General features: G+C 44.5%; 21 protein-coding genes. 11 read left to right on the forward strand and 10 right to left on the reverse strand.

The genetic code is table 11. The features are described from left to right. Nucleotides 1-64: 64 nt before the first annotated feature. Genes DBZ36_RS02105 through DBZ36_RS02115 form a run of 3 tightly spaced genes read right to left on the reverse strand, consistent with a single transcriptional unit; the run spans nt 65 to nt 6,306 of the window. Entirely contained in the window at nt 65-1,399 is a 1,335-nt protein-coding gene (locus DBZ36_RS02105) for a sigma-54-dependent transcriptional regulator (protein ID WP_120353268.1), read from the reverse strand. Next, a complete protein-coding gene (locus DBZ36_RS02110) occupies nt 1,396-3,915 on the reverse strand; it encodes a PAS domain S-box protein (protein WP_233558079.1) in 2,520 nt (839 codons plus the stop codon). The genes DBZ36_RS02105 and DBZ36_RS02110 overlap by 4 nt, the downstream gene beginning before the upstream one ends. A gap of 36 nt (nt 3,916-3,951) precedes the next feature. Beyond that, complete coding sequence (locus tag DBZ36_RS02115; protein ID WP_120353269.1) at nt 3,952-6,306, reverse strand: HEAT repeat domain-containing protein; 2,355 nt, start codon at nt 6,304-6,306, stop codon at nt 3,952-3,954. A 381-nt stretch (nt 6,307-6,687) separates the two neighbouring features. On the opposite strand from DBZ36_RS02115, the gene DBZ36_RS02120 reads away from it, so the two are divergent. From DBZ36_RS02120 to DBZ36_RS02145, 6 genes are all read left to right on the forward strand, one after another. Then, on the forward strand, nt 6,688-7,779 hold the full coding sequence (locus DBZ36_RS02120) for a cytochrome c peroxidase (RefSeq protein ID WP_120353270.1): 1,092 nt from the start codon (nt 6,688-6,690) through the stop codon (nt 7,777-7,779). A gap of 10 nt (nt 7,780-7,789) precedes the next feature. Beyond that, nucleotides 7,790-8,998, forward strand: coding sequence for a cytochrome-c peroxidase (locus DBZ36_RS02125; protein ID WP_120353271.1), 1,209 nt, complete (start codon nt 7,790-7,792; stop codon nt 8,996-8,998). Beyond that, on the forward strand, nt 8,995-9,588 hold the full coding sequence (locus tag DBZ36_RS02130) for an arsenate reductase (azurin) small subunit (RefSeq protein ID WP_120353272.1): 594 nt from the start codon (nt 8,995-8,997) through the stop codon (nt 9,586-9,588). The genes DBZ36_RS02125 and DBZ36_RS02130 overlap by 4 nt, the downstream gene beginning before the upstream one ends. Before the next feature lie 2 nt (nt 9,589-9,590). Continuing rightward, entirely contained in the window at nt 9,591-12,287 is a 2,697-nt protein-coding gene (locus DBZ36_RS02135) for a molybdopterin-dependent oxidoreductase (protein WP_120353273.1), read from the forward strand. A gap of 61 nt (nt 12,288-12,348) precedes the next feature. Then, nucleotides 12,349-12,654: a c-type cytochrome gene (locus DBZ36_RS02140; RefSeq protein WP_120353274.1), complete on the forward strand. Its 306-nt coding sequence runs from the start codon at nt 12,349-12,351 to the stop codon at nt 12,652-12,654. Nucleotides 12,655-12,911: 257 nt separating this feature from the next. Further along, nucleotides 12,912-15,236, forward strand: coding sequence for a Tex family protein (locus DBZ36_RS02145; protein WP_120353275.1), 2,325 nt, complete (start codon nt 12,912-12,914; stop codon nt 15,234-15,236). On the opposite strand, the gene DBZ36_RS02150 is transcribed toward DBZ36_RS02145, so the two are convergent. From DBZ36_RS02150 to bioH, 3 genes are all read right to left on the reverse strand, one after another. Further along, nucleotides 15,233-16,198 (reverse strand): putative metalloprotease CJM1_0395 family protein, encoded by a 966-nt coding sequence (locus tag DBZ36_RS02150; RefSeq protein ID WP_120353276.1) that lies wholly within the window; start codon nt 16,196-16,198, stop codon nt 15,233-15,235. The genes DBZ36_RS02145 and DBZ36_RS02150 overlap by 4 nt on opposite strands. Before the next feature lie 2 nt (nt 16,199-16,200). Then, nucleotides 16,201-16,446 carry a hypothetical protein gene (locus tag DBZ36_RS02155; protein ID WP_120353277.1) on the reverse strand — a complete coding sequence of 82 codons (246 nt, stop codon included), beginning with the start codon at nt 16,444-16,446 and terminating at the stop codon, nt 16,201-16,203. Between the two features lie 154 nt (nt 16,447-16,600). Further along, nucleotides 16,601-17,320, reverse strand: coding sequence for a pimeloyl-ACP methyl ester esterase BioH (bioH, locus tag DBZ36_RS02160; RefSeq protein WP_267900168.1), 720 nt, complete (start codon nt 17,318-17,320; stop codon nt 16,601-16,603). Nucleotides 17,321-17,402: 82 nt separating this feature from the next. Between bioH and DBZ36_RS02165 the strand changes: the two genes are divergently transcribed. Both DBZ36_RS02165 and nfuA read left to right on the forward strand, forming a co-directional pair. After that, on the forward strand, nt 17,403-18,110 hold the full coding sequence (locus tag DBZ36_RS02165; protein ID WP_120353279.1) for a ComF family protein: 708 nt from the start codon (nt 17,403-17,405) through the stop codon (nt 18,108-18,110). A 53-nt stretch (nt 18,111-18,163) separates the two neighbouring features. Beyond that, nucleotides 18,164-18,742 carry a Fe-S biogenesis protein NfuA gene (nfuA, locus tag DBZ36_RS02170; RefSeq protein WP_120353280.1) on the forward strand — a complete coding sequence of 193 codons (579 nt, stop codon included), beginning with the start codon at nt 18,164-18,166 and terminating at the stop codon, nt 18,740-18,742. Nucleotides 18,743-19,085: 343 nt separating this feature from the next. Here the strand turns inward: nfuA and DBZ36_RS02175 are convergent, their stop codons facing one another. Continuing rightward, nucleotides 19,086-19,280 carry a hypothetical protein gene (locus DBZ36_RS02175; RefSeq protein ID WP_120353281.1) on the reverse strand — a complete coding sequence of 65 codons (195 nt, stop codon included), beginning with the start codon at nt 19,278-19,280 and terminating at the stop codon, nt 19,086-19,088. A gap of 562 nt (nt 19,281-19,842) precedes the next feature. Here DBZ36_RS02175 and tnaC point away from each other — a divergent pair. Then, nucleotides 19,843-19,917: a tryptophanase leader peptide gene (gene tnaC / locus DBZ36_RS20810; protein WP_120353375.1), complete on the forward strand. Its 75-nt coding sequence runs from the start codon at nt 19,843-19,845 to the stop codon at nt 19,915-19,917. Between the two features lie 190 nt (nt 19,918-20,107). Then, the gene (tnaA, locus tag DBZ36_RS02185; RefSeq protein ID WP_120353282.1) at nt 20,108-21,529 is read left to right on the forward strand and encodes a tryptophanase; all 1,422 of its coding nucleotides are present in this window, start codon (nt 20,108-20,110) and stop codon (nt 21,527-21,529) included. Between the two features lie 290 nt (nt 21,530-21,819). Here the strand turns inward: tnaA and DBZ36_RS02190 are convergent, their stop codons facing one another. After that, entirely contained in the window at nt 21,820-22,383 is a 564-nt protein-coding gene (locus DBZ36_RS02190) for a pyridoxamine 5'-phosphate oxidase family protein (protein ID WP_120353283.1), read from the reverse strand. Between the two features lie 213 nt (nt 22,384-22,596). Between DBZ36_RS02190 and DBZ36_RS02195 the strand changes: the two genes are divergently transcribed. After that, the gene (locus tag DBZ36_RS02195; RefSeq protein WP_120353284.1) at nt 22,597-22,851 is read left to right on the forward strand and encodes a DUF4282 domain-containing protein; all 255 of its coding nucleotides are present in this window, start codon (nt 22,597-22,599) and stop codon (nt 22,849-22,851) included. A gap of 61 nt (nt 22,852-22,912) precedes the next feature. On the opposite strand, the gene DBZ36_RS02200 is transcribed toward DBZ36_RS02195, so the two are convergent. Both DBZ36_RS02200 and yjjX read right to left on the reverse strand, forming a co-directional pair. Then, entirely contained in the window at nt 22,913-23,377 is a 465-nt protein-coding gene (locus tag DBZ36_RS02200) for a DUF302 domain-containing protein (RefSeq protein WP_120353285.1), read from the reverse strand. 157 nt (nt 23,378-23,534) lie between these two features. Continuing rightward, nucleotides 23,535-24,092, reverse strand: coding sequence for an inosine/xanthosine triphosphatase (gene yjjX / locus DBZ36_RS02205; protein WP_120353286.1), 558 nt, complete (start codon nt 24,090-24,092; stop codon nt 23,535-23,537). Nucleotides 24,093-24,120 lie beyond the last annotated feature (28 nt).

Consider the following 24,120-nt stretch of genomic DNA (forward strand, 5'->3'; position numbering starts at 1 on the left):
GAATCTTGACAATTTTTTAAGATCATTTTAACGATTAGGCTATTTTCGATAGGTTTTTGACTATTTACTCGCGCTCAAGTAGACGTTGTAGCCGTGGTCTAGATATTTTAAGAATGTCGCAGGCTTTGCCTTTGTGTCCTTCTACGCTAGCCAACACACGCATTGCATACTGATATGCAATTTCTTGTAGGCTTTGGTCAGTTGATAAATCAGCAAGATCCAATGCCGATAAAGATACTGCTTCAGGCATTTGTATATCTTCTAATAAGTCCAAACTCAAAATATCCCCGCGGCAAATGGCCACAGCTTTGGTTAAGGTGTTTTGTAATTCTCGAACATTACCTGGCCATGAGTGGTGTCGCAATGCCTCCATCGCGTCAACAGCAACCTTGGTGATCTTAGAACCTAACTCTTTGTTCGCTCTGGCTAACAACTCTGGGATTAAGGCATCAATATCTTCCCGGCGTTCGCGCAAGGGGGGTAAATGAATGGGTACAATCTGCAAACGATAATAAAGATCTTCGCGAAAGGTTTTGGCTTTTAAGGCTTCGCTAAAGTCAATGTTCGACGCGCAGATAATGCGCGCATTGGTCTTTTTACTGTGCTTTGCCCCAATTGGTGTGAATTCTTTTTCCTGAAGTACCCGTAGTAACTTTGCTTGAATCACTAAAGAAAGCTCACCTATTTCATCTAAAAACAAAGTGCCCTCATTGGCCAATTCAAACTTACCTATTTGATCTTGAACAGCGCCTGTAAAAGCACCTTTTTTATGACCAAACATTTCGGACTCAAGCAGTGTTTCCACCAGCGCGGCACAGTTAATCGCAACAAATGGCGCATCTTTACCCTTGCCTGAATTATGGATGGCTCTCGCGACCATCTCTTTGCCAGTGCCAGATTCGCCGGTAATCATCACCGACGCATTAGTTGCGGCAATTCGCCCTATGGTTTTGTAGATTTCCTTCATTGCGTGGGAGCTACCCACCATCGACTGACCAAAGCTACTTGGAATTAGAAATGCTTCTTCTTGCGTTGATGCACTATATTCGACCGCGGATTCAACCGCACTGTCTAGTTCATCGATATCGATGGGTTTATGTATGTATTCATCAGCCCCTTGCTGCATCGCCGTGATCGTGCTGTCCATATCATGAAATGCAGTAATCATAATGATACGAGCTTGCGGTAAGAGCTGCTTAAACAGTGGGATGCCATCTAAACCCGACGTGCCTTCCATTCGAATATCCAAGATAATCACATTGGCACTAAATTCTGAGCACAAGGCTAAGCCGTCTTCAACACAATGTGCGACTTGCACCTCATAGGACAAAGATTCGAAATGCAGCTGCAGTGTGCGGCAAATTCCGAGATCGTCATCAATGATTAATAACTTGGTCATACTACCGCCAATCCTTGCTTTTCTTGCTCCCAAAGCTCTGTTTGGGTAGTAGGGATACGAATTCGCACCCGAGTACCTGAAGACTCCATCGCCTGCAGAGAAATATTTCCAGAATGAGTATCTATTATACGTTTAACAATCGCTAAGCCCAAACCGGTGCCTTGAGCTTTGGTCGTAAAGAATGGTTCGAAAACTTTATCGGCCAAACATGGGTCGATACTCTGACCATTATTTTCGATATCGATTAATAGTTGGGTATTAGAATCGGTAATCATGATATTGGTACTGACCATGACCTTTGCTGTTGCTATCTTACTTAACTTGGCAGCCTGAAGCGCATTGAGCAATACATTTTGCAAAGCCTGTCTAATCTTAATCGGATCGGCGTATAAAGTCGGCAAGTTAGGTTGTAACTGCACATCTAAAGCTATTCCCCATTCGCGGCTCAGTTTTTGTTGGCCGGCGATGATGGTTTGTATCAGTTTATTAATGTCGATCCATTCTGGCTTAAACTCATCAGGCTTGGAGTAGGCAAGCAACTCCTCAAGAATAGCCTCCATATACCGAACTTGATCTAAAGAGATGGTGAACATTTCGTCTTCAGATTTACGAGCGTTGATTTGAAGAACCATTTTAATTGAGCTCAGCGGGTTACGCAGGTCATGGGCTATCATATTGACAACTTTACCGACTTCTGCGAGCTTCTCATGTTGAATGCGATCGCGTTGCTGGCGTTCTACCTGCGCAAGCAAGCGCTTCTCTTCGGTAATATCTTGCTTAACAGCAACATAGTAAAGCGCTCGGCCCTCGACATCATTGACCGCTGATATACGAACTCGCTCCCAATAAAGCACCCCATTCTTTTTACGATTATGAAACTCACCTCGCCATTCCATGCCTTGGGTTAAGGTTGCCCATAAATTAGTATAATCGTTTACATCCATATCGCCTGACTGGAGAAACTTTGGTGAGCGCCCTAATACTTCATCGCGGGAGTAGCCGGTTAATTCACAAAAGAATGGATTCACATAAACAATCAGACCTTTTAGGTTGGTAATCATAACTGAGTTCTGACTGCTTTCGACCGCATGACTCAACTGCTGTAGCTGGTCTTGTGCTAACTTTTGTTCGGTTCTATCTTCACCGAGTAAGGTTAGGCTTAACTGCTGATGGAAACTTTCACTAAATGTGGATGTCCACGCGACAAGGTGTATTTCTCCCGACTTACTCATCACCACGCTTTCACTTTGGGCTTGATGAGTTTGCAGGCGTATCGCTTCATGTAATGCTTCGCTCGCTTGTGGATGAAGTTCTTGGGGAATAAAACGTTGTATCCAGTTAGAGCCCTCGACTTCATCACGTCGATAGCCCACCATATTTAAAAAGTAATCGTTACAAAAGGTAATGATTCCTCGGCGGTCCATGGTCACAGCCGCAAGTTGAATATTTTCCATGGTTTGCCGAAACTGCAACTCGTTGTGTCTTTGCTGACTTAAGAATCGGGTTTGCACCCGATAGCGACTAAAGACCGTGGCGCAAAATATTAGGCCAACCAACAGCAGTCCATAAACCCAAGCATAGCGTTCAAAAAAGGCCACGTGAGCCAGATCGAAGCGCTGCTGTGGGAAATCAGAAACAACGGTCCAAACCCCATTATTAGGCGCATCAACCGATGCAAAACTATAGTAATGCCCATCATCAGAAAACTGCCCTTGTTCAAGGCTTCTTATTTTGTCTAGGACACTAGCATCCAAAGAGCTTTTAGTATCAAAATTGAAGCGAGTTCGGGGATCGTCTGACGGATGGATCACCGCAAAACCTTGCGGATTGAGAAGATAAAGGTGGTTGATAAAATTAGGGGCAATATTAAATAGTTTGTGAATTAACTGGTCACCTTTGTAGTTCAGAACAATTACACCTAAGAGCCTATTTTTGTCGTCGTAGACTGGTGTACCAACCCGTATAGTCGGATTTAAGGGGTACTGAACTTTACCGTCCTCAACATTGAGATCCATTGGGGATATGTACACTTTACCGGCCTCAAGACCGATAGTTTGTTGCCAATAATAGCGCTGTGACTTGTCTTGAAGCTTATTTAAGGGAACTACCGCGACTTCACCATGAAAATTATTAACCCTAAGCTTTTCCATCCCATTAGGGTTAATAAAACGAATTTGGTCGTAATTAAGATTATTACTACTAAGTTGTTCAAAATAAGCCGTGAGCTCAACTACTGACTGAGAATTTTGACTCACAATTTTTTGTGATACATAGGCCAGGTTTTTAGCATCTGCTGACATTGTGGCTAAAGTTTCACCTAGTACCTCGTCAACTAACCCAACTATCACCAACTCGTTATTAAGTGCATATTGCTTATCTTTCTCAATACTCAGTTGATAATGGGCCAACATGAGTAAACTCAAGGCCAGCACACCAGGAACCAGCCAAAGCAGCAGTTCTGAGATTTGTATTTTTAAGCTTGGTTTAGTCGCAGTTGAATGCATTGCTTGACTCATATCCTTTATAGGAGCCCAGTGTAGACCATTGTTGGTCTAACTATATTTCAACAGGCTGCCAATGAGAGCAATCGCACGTTTTTCCGACTCAGCCTCTAATTCAGGTAGGCTTTGGGTTAAATTCATTAAAGCCCAAAGCGCGATGGGTTCAAAAGCACTAGTTGCTAACACATAGCATTCATCATTTTCTATCGCAGCCTTCAGCATCTGTTCTTGTATCTCGACACTTAGGCTATCGATACCTAACTTAGCAAACAAAGAAAATGCAGCCTTTCGAACACCAGTTTCGCTATCAACAAGTCGGCGCTGCAATATGCTGCTTAAACCTTCCACGTAGCTTTGCATACCCGATTTTCCGATATGGCTTTGCAAGGCAACTAAACAAGCCAAGCGTACGTGCGCATTGCTATCGTTTACCGCAAATAGTAGCAATGGTATAGCTTTGGAACGCGGCATATAACTCAATAGCTGAGCAGCGGCTTGTTTGCTTAATACGTCGCCATGATGCATCGCGTTACCAGCGCTTCCAATAGCATTGCTAGCCACTTTACGGCCTTGTTTGGTTGAACAAAGCTGAGTCAAACTGGTGAGTATCTCGCGATGTAATACCGGGCTTGCACCTAGCAATGCCTCAATCAGTAGCAGTTGATTCGCCTCATTGTTACCACTGGCCAAAGCTCGCACCGCTAGAATTTGATTATCAAATTCGGGTAAACGAGCTTTCTTTTTGCGATTTAGATCAAGATTATCTGCACTATCAAAATTTCCTTGCACAATATCGACGTAATCTTGCAATGAGTCATCTAACTGATTCGCCAATCCCATAATGTGGTCTTGGCTAGAAACTTGCGGTTGTTGCTCAATTTTTAAGTTTTGTTCAACACTGATTTGCTCAATAGCAGCCAAGGTTGAAAGTGGAACTGTAGTTAGTGCTTGGTACTCACCAGTGCTTTGAGTTCGTGCCTCCAACTGGGATTCCAATGTTGTATCTGGGCTATCAGTTTGCTCATCAACACTAGGTTCAATTACTGTGACAGCGATAGCTTCGTCATTAGCCAGCTCGCCAAGCACCAGCTTTTTTAGATGACGGCTGCCATCGATATCCACCAGCGCCTCAATTGCAGCTAAGCGTACGCTACTCTCAAACAATGGACCTTCGCGATCATTGCTTCGTTCTTCAATAATATGCTTAAGCGATGGCAAGCTGTGCTCTTCATGTGCAGGGAAACGTCGAACTTGACGTAATATCTGACTCATTATCTCTGAGGATAAATCTGGTTTGAGTTGTTCTAGTAAACCCAAAAGCAAGCTCTCTCTATGAATCGACTCTAAGAGCTCAACATCTAGTAATTCAACTAAGCTTAGTAGGGACTGAGTCTCAAGGTTTTCACCTAGTAAGGCCAATTCAGCTTGTTGCTGCGTATTAATTGGGGTTCCGATTTGCGCAAACAATCGCAAATAAAACGTCGTTGTAAGGTCATCACTGCCGTTAATTAAAGCAAGAAGTAACTCAAAACTAAATTGATACTGGCTGCGTAGCATGGCAGTGAAAGCCGCAGCCCTAACTTCCGCTGATGGATCGCAAGCACGCATAAGAATTTCATGGCTGATGTTGTTATCCATAAAATTGGAAAGTGACTCAATCGATAGCGCGCGTACGATGACATCATTACTTAGTAACTGCTGCAATAAGAACTCACACACCAAGGGCGCAGATTGCGACGGAGCCAGAGCTAAAGCCTTGACTATTTGCCGGCGTATATTGCTTGGCTTGTCTGCATATAGGCTAATAAGTTGCTCTGGTGCTAATTTCGCCATGCCCTGACAAAGTAGTTTTAGTAATTCAGGTTCGGGATCATCTGCCAAAAGGTCTGAAAACAATTGAAGGTCATCTGTTTGTATATCCTGTAGTAGACACGTGACCGCGTACAATTGTAAATCCCACCAGTCATCCCAATCACCGCTCAACTCAAAGCTTTCATCACTAGGACGCCCTAACGCAAATTCTGAAAATAGGTAGCGTATTTTTCGGTAACTGTCGTTCTTGTTTTGTTGCTCCGATAAGTTTTGCGCACAGAACCATAAGGCTTTTAACGCACTTAAACGGGCATCTCCTTCGGGATGAAAGCGAGCGACTTCTTCGAGCTCTCGAGCACCTGCCCCAGGTAGTTTTTCTAAAGCATTAGCGCAATCAATAACTACGTCGGGATCTTCGTGATATAGCCCTTGCGTTAAGGCTGGCACTGCACTTAGCATTTTTGCCTGTGCAACAGCAGATGCGCTAAAGCAGCGTTGAGCTTCATTACCTTGCTCAAGATAATTCGAAAGTAGATCCTGTGCGTTGGCTTTAATCTGGGTGCTGTTAACGACGATGCGATTATTGTCTGGCATGTTCACTTCCTGTAATAGCCTAGAGAAATCCAACCCACATGAAGAGAACGTTGGTTAGTAGCTTGTTTAAGCACGAACTATGCCGAAGCCTCAGATAATAAATATTACTGAGAAACCAGATAATTAGCGCCCACATCTTTGAGGGACTTATGACCCTTATTCGACTATTTAATGTTTTGTTCAAACTCAAAATAATGGTTTTAACGAAACGTTCAATTTGTAGCGTATTAGTTCTATATATTTGAGACAAAACCCTATAACAGCAAGGGTTTAAAGAAAGTTACAACTTGGCTTAATAAATGCTCAATAGTTCACGAGGAACTATTATTTGCAGCGTTTGAGTTTACAACGCCGCTCTAGCTGGAAGCTAAGGGGCAACCTATGAAAAAAATGCTTATCCTTGCTGCTACAGCTGTATTTTCACTCACAGCTCATGGGCAAGACACCGATATGAAAATATCCGCTTTACCCGAGCTCAAAGTCGATACAGCCAAAGCAGAATTAGGAAAACGACTCTTCTTCGACAAGCGATTGTCTGGGAACACAGTTTTATCTTGCGCATCTTGTCACGAGGCCAAATTTGGCTTCGCCAACTCAAGTCAAATGGGTCCTGCCTATACGGGGAGCGAAGGATTCCGCAACGTACCATCTTTAATGAACACCGCTTACAAAAAGTCGTGGTTTCACGATGGACGACTCGGCACAAATCTCAATGATGTTACCCGCGAAAACTTAACCGAAGATTGGTTAATGAATATGGACATGCGCTTAATGCAAGAACGCCTTAAGCAAGATCCAATTTATGTCGCGATGTTTAAAGAAGCTGGTATGGGTGAGCCCTCAAACGGTGGCGTGCGTAACGCAATTCCTGAGTACCTGAAAACACTACTCTCTGAACCAACAGCATTTGACCGCGGTGATCTGGGAAAAAATGAACAAGCCGGATTAGCCTTATTTACCGGCAAAGCGGGTTGCGTAGCTTGTCACAGCGGTCCATTACTCAGTGATGGAAAAGCCCACAACACAGGTGTTCCAGAAAACCTAGAGATATTCCGAGACCCAATGCGTCATCAAACCTTTATTGCGTTCAATATGTTTATGGGTGTTGAAAACTACATGAACCTAAAACGCGATGTCGGTGCACACGTTCAAAAGCACAAAGCTGATGGTAGTGACATGGGAAAATTCATGACACCTAGCTTGCGTGAACTGGTTCATACCGCCCCCTACATGCATAACGGTATGCTCGCGAGCCTTGAGGATGTTGTTGCGTTTTACAACGTTGGTGGCGGCGAAGATAGCCACAAGGACCCAGCAATTAAGCCACTAGATTTAAGCGACCAAGAACAAAAAGATTTAGTGTCTTTCTTACGTTCATTATCTGGTGAACTTCTCGATACTGATAAGCACGTGTGGTCAAAGAATGACTATAAGTACGAAGTCATTACCGACTGGAAGAACGTTAAAAACTAAGGAGCTCGAGATGAAAAACACTACGATCAGCTTGTCGATGCTCGCATCCGCGTTTTTAGCCTTCGCTAACATGCCCGCGCATGCAGACGACAAACAAAGCCAAGAGCCGGCCCCAATGGTTGAGCTTAATGGTCAATCTTATCCTGGCTTATCCCCGCTAGGTCCTGTACCCGTGCCACTAGACAACCCAATGACAGACGCAAAGGTTGAATTGGGTAAGGTTCTCTTTTTTGACGGTAAACTTGGTGGTGATACTTCAACTCCTTGCTCGGCTTGTCACAATCCGGCATTAGGTTGGGATTTCCCAACTGACCTATCCTTAGGTTATCCGGGTACCGTGCACTGGCGTAACAGTCAAACCATCATTAACTCAGCTTATTACGGTAATTTGTTTTGGGCGGGATCTTCAAAATCACTTGAAGGACAAGCTAAAAGCGCCGCCAAAGGTGGCGTTGCCGGCAATGGTGAAGACGACTTAATGGAAGCACGCTTAGCATTGGTGCCTGAGTATGTGAAAGCCTTTAATGAAGTCTTTGGCGACAACTATCCCAAGGTGAGTAATGCGTGGAAAGCCATCGCTGCTTTTGAGCGCACCTTAGTCCAAACCGATACACCATTAGATAGCTATTTAGCTGGCGACAAAAGTGCCTTAAGTCAGCAGCAAATTGAAGGGAAAGCATTGTTTGAAGGCAAAGCGAATTGCATAGCCTGCCATAACGGAGCGCTTGCATCTGATCAAAAGAACTACAACGTGGGTGTACCTAGTAACCTTCGCTGGGAGTCGGATGCACTTGCTCAAATTACCTTCCGCTATGAGCTGTATGCCAAAGGTAGTAACGAGAAAATGTATCGCGAGACTAAGTCAGACCCGGGTGTCTACTTCCGCGGAAAACGCAAAGACATGAAGGGTAAGTTCCGTACTCCAAGTTTACGCTACACCCTGTACACCGCGCCTTATATGCACAACGGCACGCTTGCAACCTTAGCTGATGTTGTCGATTTCTATAATTTGGGTGGTGTTGCTGCCGATGGCCGTAGCTCAAGCTTTAAAACCAAGAGCGATTTGATCAAACCACTTGGACTTGATGATGCTGAAAAAGCTGCTCTAGTTTCGTTTGTTGAAGCCTTTTCCGGGGAGAAAATGACAATGACTCCGCCGAAAGTTCCAGGTTACCAACGCCTATTTAGTGAAGAACAACTTGCCGAGGTGAAAAAATGATTTTCGACAAAAAGAAGCGTAAGGAAAGCGCAGAGGAGCACGGCAAGTGTATGCTATCTCGACGCGAGTTCTTGATGTATTCAGGAGCAAGCGCAGGGGCAGCAAGCATTATGTCGATTACTTTGTTCCCTGGCACTGCTCAAGCCAAACAAACCAAAGCACGCGTTGTTGGCTATCCGCGGATGAACATTGGGAAATTAAGCGCGCTTAAAGAAAATGAGCCCGTTTATTTCAACTATCCCGATGACGGACCCAACTCGCAAGCCATTCTAGTTAAAATGGATGTCCCTGCCGGCGGTGGTCTTGGTGAAAAACAAGACGTGGTTGGTTTCTCATTAATGTGTACTCACCAAGGAGGACCATTGATCGGACAATACAAAGTTGTGGGCGAACACCGTGTGTTAGGCCAATGTCCATTCCATCTGTCTACCTTTGATATGCGACGCCACGGAATAATTGTTAGTGGTCAAGCCTATGAAAGCTTGCCTCAGGTGTTACTTGAGCTAGACGGTGATGACATTTATGCGGTTGGGATTATGGGGCTGCTATTTGGCAGAACTGACAATATTATCGCGATGCAGGAGGCCTAATCATGACGACTAATTTTTATATACCTGAAGACCATGCACCGCTACCGCCAGCCAATGCTGATGTCATAACCACGGCTTGCGATTATTGTATTGTAGCTTGCGGCTACAAAGTATATCGCTGGGGTTTAGAGCAGCCTAATGGTGGGCTTGGCGCTGATGAAAACGCCTTTGGGGTTCAATTTCCGACAGCTCCCTTACAGTCTTGGGTTGCACCGGCGCAGCACAACGTGGTTATGCACCAAGGTAAACCGCACAATATTGTCATTGTCCCTGATAAAGACGCTAAAGCGGTCAACAAGACTGGTGACTCATCCATGCGCGGTGGCTTACTGGCTCAAAAACTCTACAACCCATCAACCGGTACTCGCGACCGTTTAACCCAACCATTGGTGCGTATTGGCGGTAGTTTACAGCCCGTGCCTTGGGATTTCGCTCTTGAAATCGCAGCTGAAGTTGGACGCCATGTTATTGATAATCATGGTGCGAACGCTTATTGCGTAAAAACCTACTCATATCAATATATTGAAAATACATACGCGATAACCAAGTACGCCTTACGACATGTGAATACGGCAAACTTTAGTTTCCATGACACACCGAGTGATGTGACATCAACCCCGGGCTTTAGAGATGCCGGCTTTGATAACTTTGGACCGAGTTACGATGACTGGGGCGCTGCAGATACCTTAATGATCTGCGGTACTGACCCTTACGAAACTAAAACCATTATCTTTACTCAATTCATTATGCCAGCGGTACAACGCGGCATGAAAACTGTGATTCTGAACCCTCGCGAAACAGCTGGTATTGCCTGGTTGAAGAAACAGGGTGGTTTACACATCGATCTCAACCCAGGCTCTGACACACTAGTTGTAGGTGCAATCATTCGCATCATTCTAGAAAACGGCTGGCAGGATAACGAGTGGATTGAGAACTGGGTAAATAACAAATGGGAATCAAGTTCAGGCTTCGGGCAAGGTACGCGAAACACACCTTGGCAGTGGCGTACAACTTGGGGCAAATTCCAAACTGATGGTTTCGAAGACTATAAAAAATGGAACTTGGCGCAAAAGGAATATGACCCTGAGTATGCCGCCCAAATGGCTGGCATCGACGTCGACAAGCTATTCTTAGCCGCAGAAATGCTGGCTAAGCCTGATGGTGACAAACGCCCTCGCGCATCAATTGGTATCGAGAAAGGCTTTTATTGGTCAAACAATACCGGGAATACCAACGCGATTTCTGCTTTGGCGTCGGTGATTGGTACGGGTGGACGAGAAGGCCGAGTGATTGGTCGCTTTGGTGGTCACCAACGTGGTGGGCAATCTGGTGGTAAACTTCCACGTAATAAGTCTCCTGAGAAAGTACCTGGTCGCAGACGTCGCGCCATTGATACCGACCGCTATTTGTATTCCGGTCATACCCGTATGGCACATGTTATTGGAACCACTTGGATCCAAGCCATGTGTGGTAGCCAAGGCTTACAGAAAAAGTTTTGGGAACTCACAACGGCCAATCCGCACCAAGTTTATACCTACGACAAACAAGAGATTATCGATACACTCAAAGCTCGTGCAGACTCAGGTGGCATGGTTGTTATTAACCAAGACATCTATTTACGCGACCCAATTGGGGCGAAGTTTGCAGATATCGTGTTCCCTGCTGCAACCTGGGGCGAAGTCGACTTTATGCGTGCTAATGGCGAGCGTCGCTTACGTCTTTACCAGAAATTTGCTGACGCTCCTGGGCATGCAAAACCCGATTGGTGGATCATTTCACAATTGGCTAAACGTATGGGTTATGACGGCTTTGATTGGGAAAACTCCAACGATGTCGCCGAAGAAGCCTCACGCTTTAGTCGTGGTAGCCGTAAAGATTTCAATATGATCAAAGTAGCTGCTCACGCGGAAGGTAAAACTCTGCATGAGAAGCTTAGAGAATACGGTACTGACGGCATACAAGGTCCGGTTTTCTACAACTATGATACCAAGAAATTGGTGGGCACCAAACGCTTGCACGACACCGAAATGACCAGTGAAGAACTGGCAGAAAAAGGCTTAAGTGATGGACCTCAAGGTGCAAACGTACTGAAGAAGCAACTCACAGCCTTTAACAGCCAAACCGGTAAAGTTAATTTGCAGAAACACCCTTGGGGCTTATTTAGTGACTTTTACGCTTGGCTACAACCTCGCGAAGACGAACTTTGGTTCTCCAATGGCCGCATTAATGAAATCTGGCAATCAGGCTTCGATGATGTTGAACGCCGTGCCTACGTGATGCAACGCTGGCCAGAAAACTGGGTTGAAATCCACCCAGAAGACGCTAAAAAGCGGGGGATTGAATCGGGTGATCAGGTCATGATGTATTCAGACCGGGTAGCTAACTTTAAAGATACGATTCTGGGTGTTCATGGCGACGACTTCCAATTTACCAAGCTTATGGAAAACGGACACATCAAATTGGATAAAGCCGCCGTCACGGCAGTTGCGATTGTAACTGAGTCAACCAAGCAAGGTTGCTTATACGCCAATATGATCGATATGCGTCAACCAAGTAACGCCTTAACCACTCGCGTAGTCGACCAAATTAGCGGCAACTACAACTATAAAATGGGTGTCGCTAATATTAAGAAACTTGGCGAATCGAAATATAAACATGAATTCAGAGCGTTCTCTTTTGCGCCGCGAAACATTGTTTAGCGCTTCGATTGCATGATGGATGAAGGGGCTCGCCCCTTCTTTTTTTTTACAAGGAAAACCAATGTTATTAAAAAATGTTTCTTCGGCTTTTTGGCTTGGCGTCATTTTGAGTACAAGTTCAGCCTTTGCAGCTGATATTGCCGAAGGTCAAACTAAATCAGCGATGTGCATCGCTTGTCACGGCGCCAATGGTATTTCGAACGCAGAAATTTACCCCAACTTAGCGGGTCAAAAAGCCACCTATTTGGAAAAGCAAATTATCGCATTCAAAGACGGGACGCGTATTGATCCAACTATGGCCGCAATGACGGCGACTTTAACACCCGAAGATATCGCTAACATTGCAGCATTCTACTCAAGCCTTTAATTAATTTTAGTAACCTCTTTGCCCAGTCAAGGCATTGAGGTCCTTATGAGTCGTATATAAATTTGCTTGGATCAAGGTAACAACGCAGTTACTAGTTAAGCTACTAACACCGTTTTGGACGCTGATTAAATATTTGTAGATTGGGTATAAGCTCCTAAATTGCCAACCATCCCCTCAATACAGTGAATACGGTAAAGCCATTTGCCAATTGCTCGGAATATATCTAAGGTGGTGCAAACCATTTTTGTGAGCCCTCGATGTCTGAACATACTCAATTTTCCGTAAAAATTTCACGCCAGATTGCCAGCGAAATTGGGTGTAAGCCCCAACAAGTAGAAGCTACTTTAGCGCTCATAGATGAAGGCTGTACGATCCCATTTATCGCTCGCTACCGCAAAGAGAAAACCGGTGGTTTAGATGATGAGCAATTGCGTACCCTTGAGAGTCGCCTTGCCTACTTGACTGAATTTGAACAGCGCCGAGTTGTCATCATTAAAGCGATCGAGGAGCTAGGCCAACTTGATCCTAACTTACTGAACAAAATTAATGGCGCTAGTAGTAAAACCGAGTTAGAAGATTTGTACCTGCCTTACAAAAGTAAGCGCCGTACCAAAGGTCAAATTGCAATTGAAGCCGGCCTTGGTGAGTTAGCTAAACAGCTATTCCAAAACCCCAATCAGGTTCCAGAGCTTTTGGCGAAGAGTTACCTCAATGAGAAAGCCGGCTTTAGCGATGTAAAATTAGTGCTTGATGGCGCCCGCTCCATTCTGGCTGAGCAGTTTGCAACCGATTCCCAGCTTATTGGCAAACTGCGAAAACTACTAGAGAAGCACGCATCTTTGGTGAGTCGCCTCGTTCCAGCGAAGGAGCAAGAAGCGCAAAAGTTCCGTGATTACTTTGATTATCAGGAATTGATATCAAAGCTTCCATCGCATCGTGCACTGGCGCTACTTCGCGGTAAACAAGCTGGATATTTACGTTTAAAGCTAGCACTACCTGAGCATTTAGGCCCGCAAGCAGCAATTGAGTTGATTGCTAATCATCTTCAAATCCGAAGCAGTACGAATGCCCGAGACTCTTGGTTAACATCCGTCGTTAGTAGTTGCTGGCAAACCAAGCTTAGCCCTAGTTTGGAAACTGAACTCATCGCTAAACTACGTCAACGCAGTGAGCAAGAAGCAATTTCAGTGTTTGCTAAGAACCTGAAAGACTTGTTACTCGCAGCCCCCGCTGGTACCAAAACAACCTTAGCTTTAGATCCTGGGCTACGGACGGGAGTTAAAGTTGCGGTTGTTGATGCAACCGGCAAAGTACTTGATACAGATACTATTTTCCCACATGCACCAAGAAATCAGTGGAGTCAGAGTTTATCACTGATAGAAAAACTGGTGAAAAAGCATAGCGTTGAGCTCATCAGTATCGGCAATGGTACCGCCTCCCGCGAAACCGAGAAGCTAGTTGCAGAAATGCAAAGCAAAATGGGGGCAAGCAACTTACAGCGAGTCATGGTGAGTGAAGCCGGTGCCTCAGTCTATTCTGCGTCAAAGTTGGCAGCCCAAGAGTTTCCGAATATGGACGTCACCTTGCGCGGAGCCGTTTCTATTGGCCGACGTCTACAAGACCCACTTGCAGAACTAGTTAAGATTGATCCCAAAGCCATTGGGGTCGGACAATATCAACATGACGTTAACCAAGTTGATCTTAATAGACAACTAGACACCGTAGTTGAAGACTGTGTAAATGCAGTGGGCGTTGAACTTAATAGCGCTTCAGCTCCCTTGCTTTCGCATGTTTCAGGCTTGAGTGCTAGCTTAGCTGAGAATATCGTGGCATACCGCGACCTTAATGGTGCATTTAGCGCACGTTCACAACTCAAGAAGGTACCACGCCTTGGTCCTAAAGCCTTTGAACAAGCCGCCGGATTTTTGCGCATCCGAGGAGCAAAAAACCCTCTCGATAACAGTGGCGTGCATCCCGAGGCCTATCCTATAGTTAAAGCCATGCAACAAGACAGCGGCCTAAAAATAGATGAACTACTCAATAACTCTAAGCAGCTAGAACAATTGGATTTAGGCCAATATGTGAATGATCAATTTGGTCTGCCTACGGTTAAAGATGTGGTTGCTGAACTCGAAAAGCCCGGTCGAGACCCTCGTCCAGAATTTAAAACGGCTAGCTTTAAAGATGGGGTCGAAACCATCAACGATCTTGCTCCAAACCAAAGACTTGAAGGTGTCGTAACCAACGTTACCAATTTTGGCGCTTTTGTAGACATCGGGGTGCATCAAGATGGCTTGGTTCACATATCAATGCTCGCAGATGGCTTTGTTAAAGATCCGCACTTAATCGTCAAAGCTGGCGACATAGTTAAAGTAACGGTGCTAGAAGTGGACATTCAGCGCAAGCGTATTGCTTTAAGCATGCGTAGTGAGGTAGTAAGCGCGCAAACGGTGAAACCGAGTCAAGCACCAATGGCGAAGTCATCAACAAACCATAGAATTAAAGCGCCAACAAAGAAACAAAGCAAGCCAACTAACAGTGCATTTGCAGATGCATTTGCCACGCTAAAAAATAGTGACTAAGCTGTAATCGAAAGGTTAGGCCGCGCAATCTCTAAGTTTGCATAACTGTTTTGATAGCGGTTTTGAATAGTTGAAATGCGCTCATCCATAGATTCCTTGATTGCAGCATAGTTTCTTTCAAAGGTTTCTTGGCTGTTTTTAGGTTCTAACTCAAATGGCGTGAATGGTTCGAATTCACTATCGGTCGAGGATTTTTTTTCTGGTTCAGGAAACGCTTGTAGTTGTCCCGCAGTTTGAGTCGCTTGCGCTTCGTCATCGGATTCTTGCGAGCCTTCTATCTGTTCCCTTTTCTGTGCTGCAAGTTCGCGTTGCGCTGCTGCGAGTTGACTTGCGGCTTGAGAAGCCACTTGCCGATCAGCTGCCGACATTTGACTAGGAGCTTGAGCCGCACGCTTAACTTGACGCATCTTGTCGATAGTCGCTTGCGGGTCATTGGCTATCGGAGCGACATCAATGCTGACTTCGCCATCAACTTTATAATTTTTACCGTCAGGACCACGCTCATAAGTATAACTAGGCGCTGAAGCATATTGTCCTCCAGCCGCAGCGTGTTGCTGTTCATGGGTTTCAACTTCGAGAGAACGTTTCTCAAGCTCACGAACTTTGGCCTGTTCTTGCTCGCTTAATTGATTACCAGCGTTCGGGTTTTGCTGTTTAGCGTCAGACTGGCTTGAGTCTTGTTGTGAACCAGATTGCCCATCGTTTGGGTCATCAGGAATTCGCAGGTCGTCATTGATATTCGCAGCTTCAACTTTGTTGGATTCTTGTTGTTGGGTTGCTGGCGGTTGGGTACTGCTCTTAAAGTTATCTTTTTGCGAGCCCACTTGCGATTCTTTGGCGTAGGGTGATAACTCTTTGGTCGGTGGGATAACCTCACGTAGCAATTTATCACGGCGCGCACTATCAGTCGGCGGGTTAACCGCTAACGGAATCATGTTGGGCGCTGTGACATTGATATTCAAAATTACACCTTAATATCGATTAATGTTCCTAAGGCTTCGTCAGCAGCAGCGATAATTTTTGCGCCGATGCGAGCACTATGCTCAGCCTCAGTTAAATGAATTATTGATTCGGTAAGCGGCTGTGTTGTTTGCCCTTTATCGACCAATGATGAACTCGCTATTTGCTGAGCATTATTAGCGATTTTTTGGTCCGCTTCACGCAGTAGTTGTAAGCCTGATTGGCTCGCCGAATTACCTGTAATCTGCATGTTTACCGCCTAAGCTGTTCACTTTTAGCATACCTTAAAAAGCGCTCTGTGTTAGATGCTAATTCGACGACTGCTAGTCTTGAGTCGATGCAACCAACAACAAGTAGTTAAAAAGTCGCAATCTGCCGTCCACAATTATAACAAATGATTAATATTACGCCAGTAAATGCCGCTTTATTGCACTACAAAATTCGGCAGGATCAGAGATAAAAGGTGCGTGGGACGCATCGCGGAACACAAGTTGTTGCGCATTTGAGTTAAGTTCTCTTATTTTTTCAATAGCTTGACGCGGAACAAGACGATCTAAATAGCCGTAAACTTGGATAAACGGAAGCTCAATTTGACCAAGCTGTGAACGCAAATCGCTATTTTTTAGCAAGGCTAAACTTTGTTCCAAGGTTTGTTGACTGGGCACAGGCTTAGTTTCCAGCCAAGTTCGCAGCTGCTTAATCTCAGCTTTTGCATGGGGGCTGCCCATTGCTTGAATTGCCATAAACTGATTTAAGGTTCGCTTAAAATTTTGGCTTAATCCTTTAGCAAACTGTTCTAAAACGCTTGCCTGCATTCCGGGCCACTGCGCTTGTTGCTCAAAGCAAGGGCTTGCGGCAACGGTCACCAAAGCTTGGACTCGTTGTGGATAGGTGATGGCGATATTAGTTGCGACTAAACCTCCGAGAGACCAACCAACAAAAATTGCCTTCTGCGGTAGGTTTTCTAGAACTAACTTACAGATGTTATCGAGACTATAATCGTCGGTTGCCAAAGCATTACCAAAACCAGGTAGGTCTAGACAGTGCAGTTTAAAATGAGGTTCTAGCTCCCCACGAATACCTTGCCAAATTTCTGAGTTCATTCCCCAGCCGTGGATCAACACCAAATCTGGTCTATTGATATTTGAGTCGATAGTTAACAAAATAGCCTACACTAATTAGATTGAACGCCAATACTAACGGAAGATGGGACCCAAAATCCAAAAAATACTCGCAAGCTTAGTGATGTGTCCGGTCTGCATGCAGCCCTTAGGTGAGACAGAACATGCTTGCTGCCAATGGTGTTGGCAGCGTCTGCAGCTCCCCCAAAAAACACGCTGTCCACAATGCGCAATAGAGGTGACATTTGATGGCTTATGCGGCGAATGCCTTAGCCAACCGCCCTACTTTGATTATAGTTACTGCCTTAGTGATTTTGACTGGCCTTATGCTGCACTCATAAAAAAATTTAAGTATCAAAAACAACGCTCGCTAGCTAAATTATTTGCACAGCAGATGTGGCTACAGTTCTCCGATTATAGCTATGATGTCGAGCAATTTGTTTTCGTCCCTATGCACTGGTGGAAAAAACATCGCCGTGGATTCAATCAAAGCCAAGCCCTGTGCCAGTACCTCAGTCAATTCAGTCAGATCCCCACCGATGCTCTGTTCAAAAGTACATTCCAAACTAAAAGCCTGGCTCAGCTCAATGCGAAACAACGACAAATTGCTTTGATCAAACGCTTCAGTTTAAGAGCAAAACCTAAGCTTAAACACATAGTTCTTATTGATGATGTGATGACCACAGGAGCCACATTAAATTGCTTAAGCAAACAATTAAAAGCTGCCGGAGTGCAACGAGTGGGGGTTTGGCTAATCGCTCGCACCGCAAAACCAAACAAGACTGGCACTTAAGCGCAAAATCATTACAATTAACCTAGTAATAAACTCAGGTATTAAGGAAAAGCATGATTCACATTTCGGATTCGGCGCAAGAGCATTTCGCTAAACTGCTCGAAAAACAGCCGGAAGGGACCAACATTCGGGTATTTGTGGTAAACCCAGGAACCCCAAATGCCGAGTGTGGGGTATCGTATTGCCCTATTGATTCTGTAGAAGATGAGGATACTCGTCTTAAGTTCAAGTATTTTGACGCCTTGGTTGATGACACCAGTGTCGCTTATCTTGAAGAAGCAGAAATTGATTATGTCACTGACAAAATGGGCGCACAGCTGACCCTCAAAGCACCCAATGCAAAAATGAAAAAAGTTAGCGATGACGCTTCTTTGATCGAGCGCGTTGAGTATGTCATTCAAACTCAAGTGAACCCTGGATTGGCTTCACATGGTGGTAATGTCACTGTGTTAGAACTTGACGATCAAGGCGTAGCAGTACTGCAGTTTGGTGGCGGGTGTAACGGTTGTAGCCAAGTCGACTTCACGCTAAAAGAAGGTATCGAAAAACAATTGCTAGAGCTCTTCCCAGGCGAATTGACCGGTGTACGCGATATTACCGAACACGAAGCTGGCGAGCACAGCTACTACTAGTTTGATGCCCTTGTCAAAAGCACCAAAGCGATTTGGTGCTTTTAACCATAATTCTTATTAACTTATGTTTGCTTAACCGAACTTGTCGATGAGAATCATAAAGCTAGGCATCAGCGCTTAAAATCACAGCCCTTGCAGCCTAAGCTTTGTCGAAAACAATCACCGTCCTACTAATACCAATCCCATTATATTTTTGGTCTTTTACTTGTTGTACTAAAACGCTTAGCTTTAGGGAGAAGTCGCGGTTATTAGCGGTCTAATGACAAGAGTTATGACGACAAGATTGGTGTTTTAGTCAAACAATAGTGATCAATAAATTACTGTGATTGGTATAAACACATCATTATCTTGCATCTTGTTTACAGTCACGTTTATCTTTGCCATGACCTTCTTGATCTCGGCACACTTCACGCGTGTCTTGGCGGTCATCACGACGATCTTCACGATGATCACCAACGATTTGAGCAGAAGCGCTTAATGGAATCAACGCTGATATCGACGTAGTAGCAAGCAAAACCGCTAGTAAAATATGTTTCATTTTATTCACCTAATTTGAATTTAAGAAATATCCAACATAGTGTTCAGTAGGAATCACTATGACTTTTAGTCGAGAATCCTTGGCATGCCTGCCTTTTCAGATAGAAGCTGAAACCCCAATATGTTTTACATTTATTTGTTCAAACTAATACAGGTATACGCTATATGCTCTCATCACAGATCGCGTTTCGACTAAGCTAACACCCACTAGTAATTGTTGTTTTACGATTATTCCCTTTAATGGTCTGCACTTAATTTGAGTTCAGAGATAAAGCTTATTTCTAAGCATTGTTTATCTCAGAAGTTGTATGAATAGTAGGCGGGGGGTGATGTGTTTTCAAATCATTTAAAGCTATAACTGATATACCAAATGGTAATATCATGGCCTTCAATAGTAATTCGAATACTAACAAGTATCCCCTTTAGTAGACGATTGGTTTAACGCTCTCGATTTAGAGAACTTTGTTGAGCTTTGGATCGCATAAATAACCACTAAGCAGTGACTAAAAACCACAGCTGTTGAACAATGGGGATGAGGAAAACAAAAAAGCAGAAACAGAACCATGACACCATTAAATCTATCACTGACTTGGTATAACCTCGATACCAATATTGCGTATTTTTTCCCATCTAAGTAGTCATTTACTCGTCTCTTATCAGACAAACCTCTGTGTTAAGCAATCAACCGTGATCGCCGCACAACTGTTCTCTAATTTACCAACACGCCTTCGCTACTAACCGAGCGAGTTTGTCTATCGCTATATTAAATGCGTGTTTGTAAGCACTTCGACGGCATATAAATCTTCGAAGTTATCAAGGTTAATGACTATGGAAAATTTTAAACACTTACCCGAGCCCTTTCGAATCCGCGTTGTAGAGCCGGTGAAACGCACTACTAGCGAATATCGCGCGCAAGCAATACAAGGTGCCGGGATGAATCCGTTTTTGCTCGATAGCGAAGACGTATTTATCGACTTACTTACCGATAGCGGAACTGGCTCGATTACCCAAAACATGCAAGCAGCAATGTTTCGTGGTGACGAAGCCTACAGCGGAAGCCGCAGCTATTACGCGCTCGCCAATGCGGTTAAAGATATTTTCGGCTACCAACATACCATTCCTACTCACCAAGGACGCGGTGCAGAGCAAATCTATATTCCCGTATTAATAAAACAACGCGAACTTGAAAAAGGCTTAGATCGCAGCAAAATGGTTGCGCTATCAAACTACTTTTTTGATACCACACAGGGTCATACCCAAATTAACTGCTGTGTTGCTAAGAACGTCTATACCGAAACGGCTTTCGACACGGCGGTGAATGCGGACTTTAAAGGCAATTTCGACATTGAGAAGTTAGAGCATGCGATACTCGAAGCGGGCCCTAAAAACGTGCCTTACATTGTGAGTACGATTACCTGTAATTCAGCCGGTGGACAGCCGGTATCTATCGCCAACTTACGAGCCGTTTATGAGATAGCGCAACGCTACGAAATACCTGTAGTCATGGACTCTGCACGATATGCTGAAAACGCCTACTTTATCCAACAGCGCGAAGCTGATTACAAAGATTGGAGCATTCAAGACATAACTCGCGAAAGCTACAAATATGCTGATTTACTGGCAATGTCGGCCAAAAAAGACGCCATGGTTCAGATGGGTGGATTACTGTGCTTTAAAGACGACAGCTTAATGCAGGCTTATACCCAATGTAGAACTCTGTGTGTCGTTCAAGAGGGCTTTCCTACCTATGGTGGCATGGAGGGTGGCGCCATGGAGCGCCTTGCAGTTGGACTATACGACGGTATGAATTTGGACTGGCTTGCCTATCGGATAACTCAGGTTCAATATTTGGTCGAGGGGCTGGAAAAAATAGGTGTGGTATGCCAACAAGCGGGCGGACACGCAGCGTTTGTGGATGCTGGCAAGCTACTGCCACATATACCAAGCCATCAATTTCCCGCCCACGCGTTGGCCTGCGAACTCTATAAAGTTGCGGGCATACGCTCAGTAGAGATTGGTTCACTACTACTTGGACGCGATCCAAACACAGGTGAGCAACTACCTTGCCCAGCAGAGTTACTCCGCTTGACCATTCCTCGGGCAACTTACACCCAAACCCATATGGATTTCATCATTGAAGCGTTTGAAAAAGTGAAACAGAATGCCGCTAAGGTGAAAGGACTGAGTTTTAGCTACGAGCCCGAAGTTCTGCGCCACTTTACTGCTCGTTTTGAAGAAATAGCTACCTAAACCATTGTTGCCCGAGGCACAAACGTGCCAAGGGCTTCTTATCACAGACTCGATGATTAATACCAATCCCATTATATTTTTGTCTTTTACTTGTTGTAATAGAACGCCTAGCTTGAGCAAGAAGTCGCTGTTATTAACCCTCCAATGACAAGGCTTATGACGACGAGATTAGTGTTTTAGTCAAACTATAATGATCAATAAATTACTGTGATTGGTATAAGCTTGCCGGTATCTGATGACGAGTTTGCACAAGGAGTTCTCGGCTATCAGCAACCTTCGCTCAGAATAAACTAGTCTTCTGAAATCCCGCTGCGCACTGCTATCTGCGTCTCAAAACCATCGATACTTTGTTGGTTTTTCTTTAGCCAGTATTTTTCGATGCCCGACTTTCCTTGGCGCTCAGACCATTGACTTAGGTCTTCCCTGTCATTTAAATACTGATAATTCGGTACCGACATGCCACACGAGGCCAATACAAAATCGATATTCAAAATGAAGATCTGGCGAGCAGCAACGCTAGGCTTAAATAGCCCCACATAGCTATCCCACTCAGGGTCTGCTTTATGAATAAGCTGAGCATGCCCATAAGTTCGAAGTATAAGTGGCGAACCTTCGAAAGCGCAAAACATTAAGGTCATACGAGACTCTTGCAACACATGGGCTGCTGACTCGTTACCACTACCGGTCAAATTAAGCCAAGCGATGGTCTTGTTATCAATGACTCGCAGACTATCCCCACCTTTAGGCGAAAGGTTTACTTGCCCCGTCAGCGCAGCCGTTGCAACGAAGTAAATCTGCTGAGCTTGAATAAACGCAACTTGTTTATCGTTCAACTGTTCGAATCGCTTTCCCATCTCTATTCCCTTAGCTAGCCAGATTGACTACCCTTATATCAGATCAGCTAAAAAAACGACAAACATGCTTTAACACTCAACACCTTAGAGGTACCCATTTAGATGTATTTACTGGCCTGTCTCAGTTTTTGATGTTACTTTCATTGCGAAAATAGACATTCACAGTGTTTAAAACGCAGCTCGATTAAAGCGACATTAACCTCAGGAACCGGTATGAAACAGATCTTCTTTTTTGACTCAATGCTCACCCCTAAAATAATCACTTTCGTATATTGGATCTTATTAGTATCCGCTGTGATTAGCGGCTTAATAACTATGTTTAATGGCTATCAAAGCAATGTATTCGGTGGCTTGATGATGATGGTTGGCGGCGTTGTTGGAGCTCGGATTTGGTGTGAGTTGATGATTGTTCTATTCAAGATCCACGAAAACTTGCAGAGAATAGCTGATTCAAAGTCTGAATCTTAAGCCCTAAAGTTGATGTGTTCGCAACCCCATTCGAACACATCACTGTTCTAACACAACGCAACTATTGAGTTGCGGCTTTCGATATCGCGGCCAGTGCTCCAGAAATCTTAGTAAAATACTCGTCACAACCTTCAACTTGGTGTCGTTGTTGTAAATAGGCCGGATCATTATACGATACCCAGGTCACATCTTCTTCATCGACCCAAACTAAGGCTTTTTGTGGCAGATCAATGGCAATTAGCTGTTCGCAGACCATGAGTGGAGAACCCACTTTAGAGTTTCCAAAAACGAATAATTCAGTTGATCTTAAATCAACGCCAATCATCGATGCCGATTGACTGTGCCAAACACGAGTCATGGTGCGCATGCCTTTGTCATCCAGTGCTTTTTGTAACAAGCTACGGGTTCTCGCAAAGTTGTGTTCGCTTTGAACATTAATCAAACCGTTGTCCGGCTTTCCCTGAGCAAACACAGAAGATGTTGTAGCTATCAAAGTTACGAGTGTTAACAGTCTAATAATTCGCATATGATCCTCAATTTTTTTGCTCTGCTGCCTTCAGGCTAACTACAGTGCTTTGCTAAATGGTTTATACAGCGAGTTGTGGTTTACGCAATTGATGTCCTACCTTACTAGTGTAGCTGATAGCGATGTTTTATAAAATTATTCGCCAAAGTTCCCTTCGCTAATCTGAATTGTCCTTTGCACCAAACAGCTTAGGGGATGCAAAACGACTCATCGCTAGAATAGCAGCCTGCTCATAGTTTCCTTGTCGGCTAGCAAGCCCATTAGTTAACAAACCGATGGCGCCCCCTTTTTGCTTAATATTGTGAGTATTAAATAACTGGTCCATCAAAGGCCCCAGTTCTTGCCCCTCGCATAGTGATTGATAGACACTCATGGGTAGCGGTAATTGCGCTCCTCTTCCGACGCTTGTTTGACGGCCATCAGCAATAACAACATAAGCAAAAGTAGCAGGACCATCTTCAAAGTTATCCACGCCACCTTCAATAGCAGCGTAATAGTCGGCCTGATGTTTAGTTTGACAAAATTCTAGCCGATTGAGCGCGCCTAGGCGGGTTTCTGCGTTGCTTAAGGGTTGCTCGCGAACGCCGGACGGCGCATCTATTCCCTGTACTTCGAGCTGTGCTTGAGGATTATAGGCAGCAATGGCATTTCTTATGGCAGCCACTTTCACCGGGTTTTGAGACGCTACCACCACGCGGATTAAAGATTTTTGCACGATATAACATCCTTATATTTGACTATCG

The sequence above is a fragment of the Alginatibacterium sediminis genome (assembly GCF_003610775.1).
GTDB lineage: Bacteria > Pseudomonadota > Gammaproteobacteria > Enterobacterales > Celerinatantimonadaceae > Alginatibacterium > Alginatibacterium sediminis.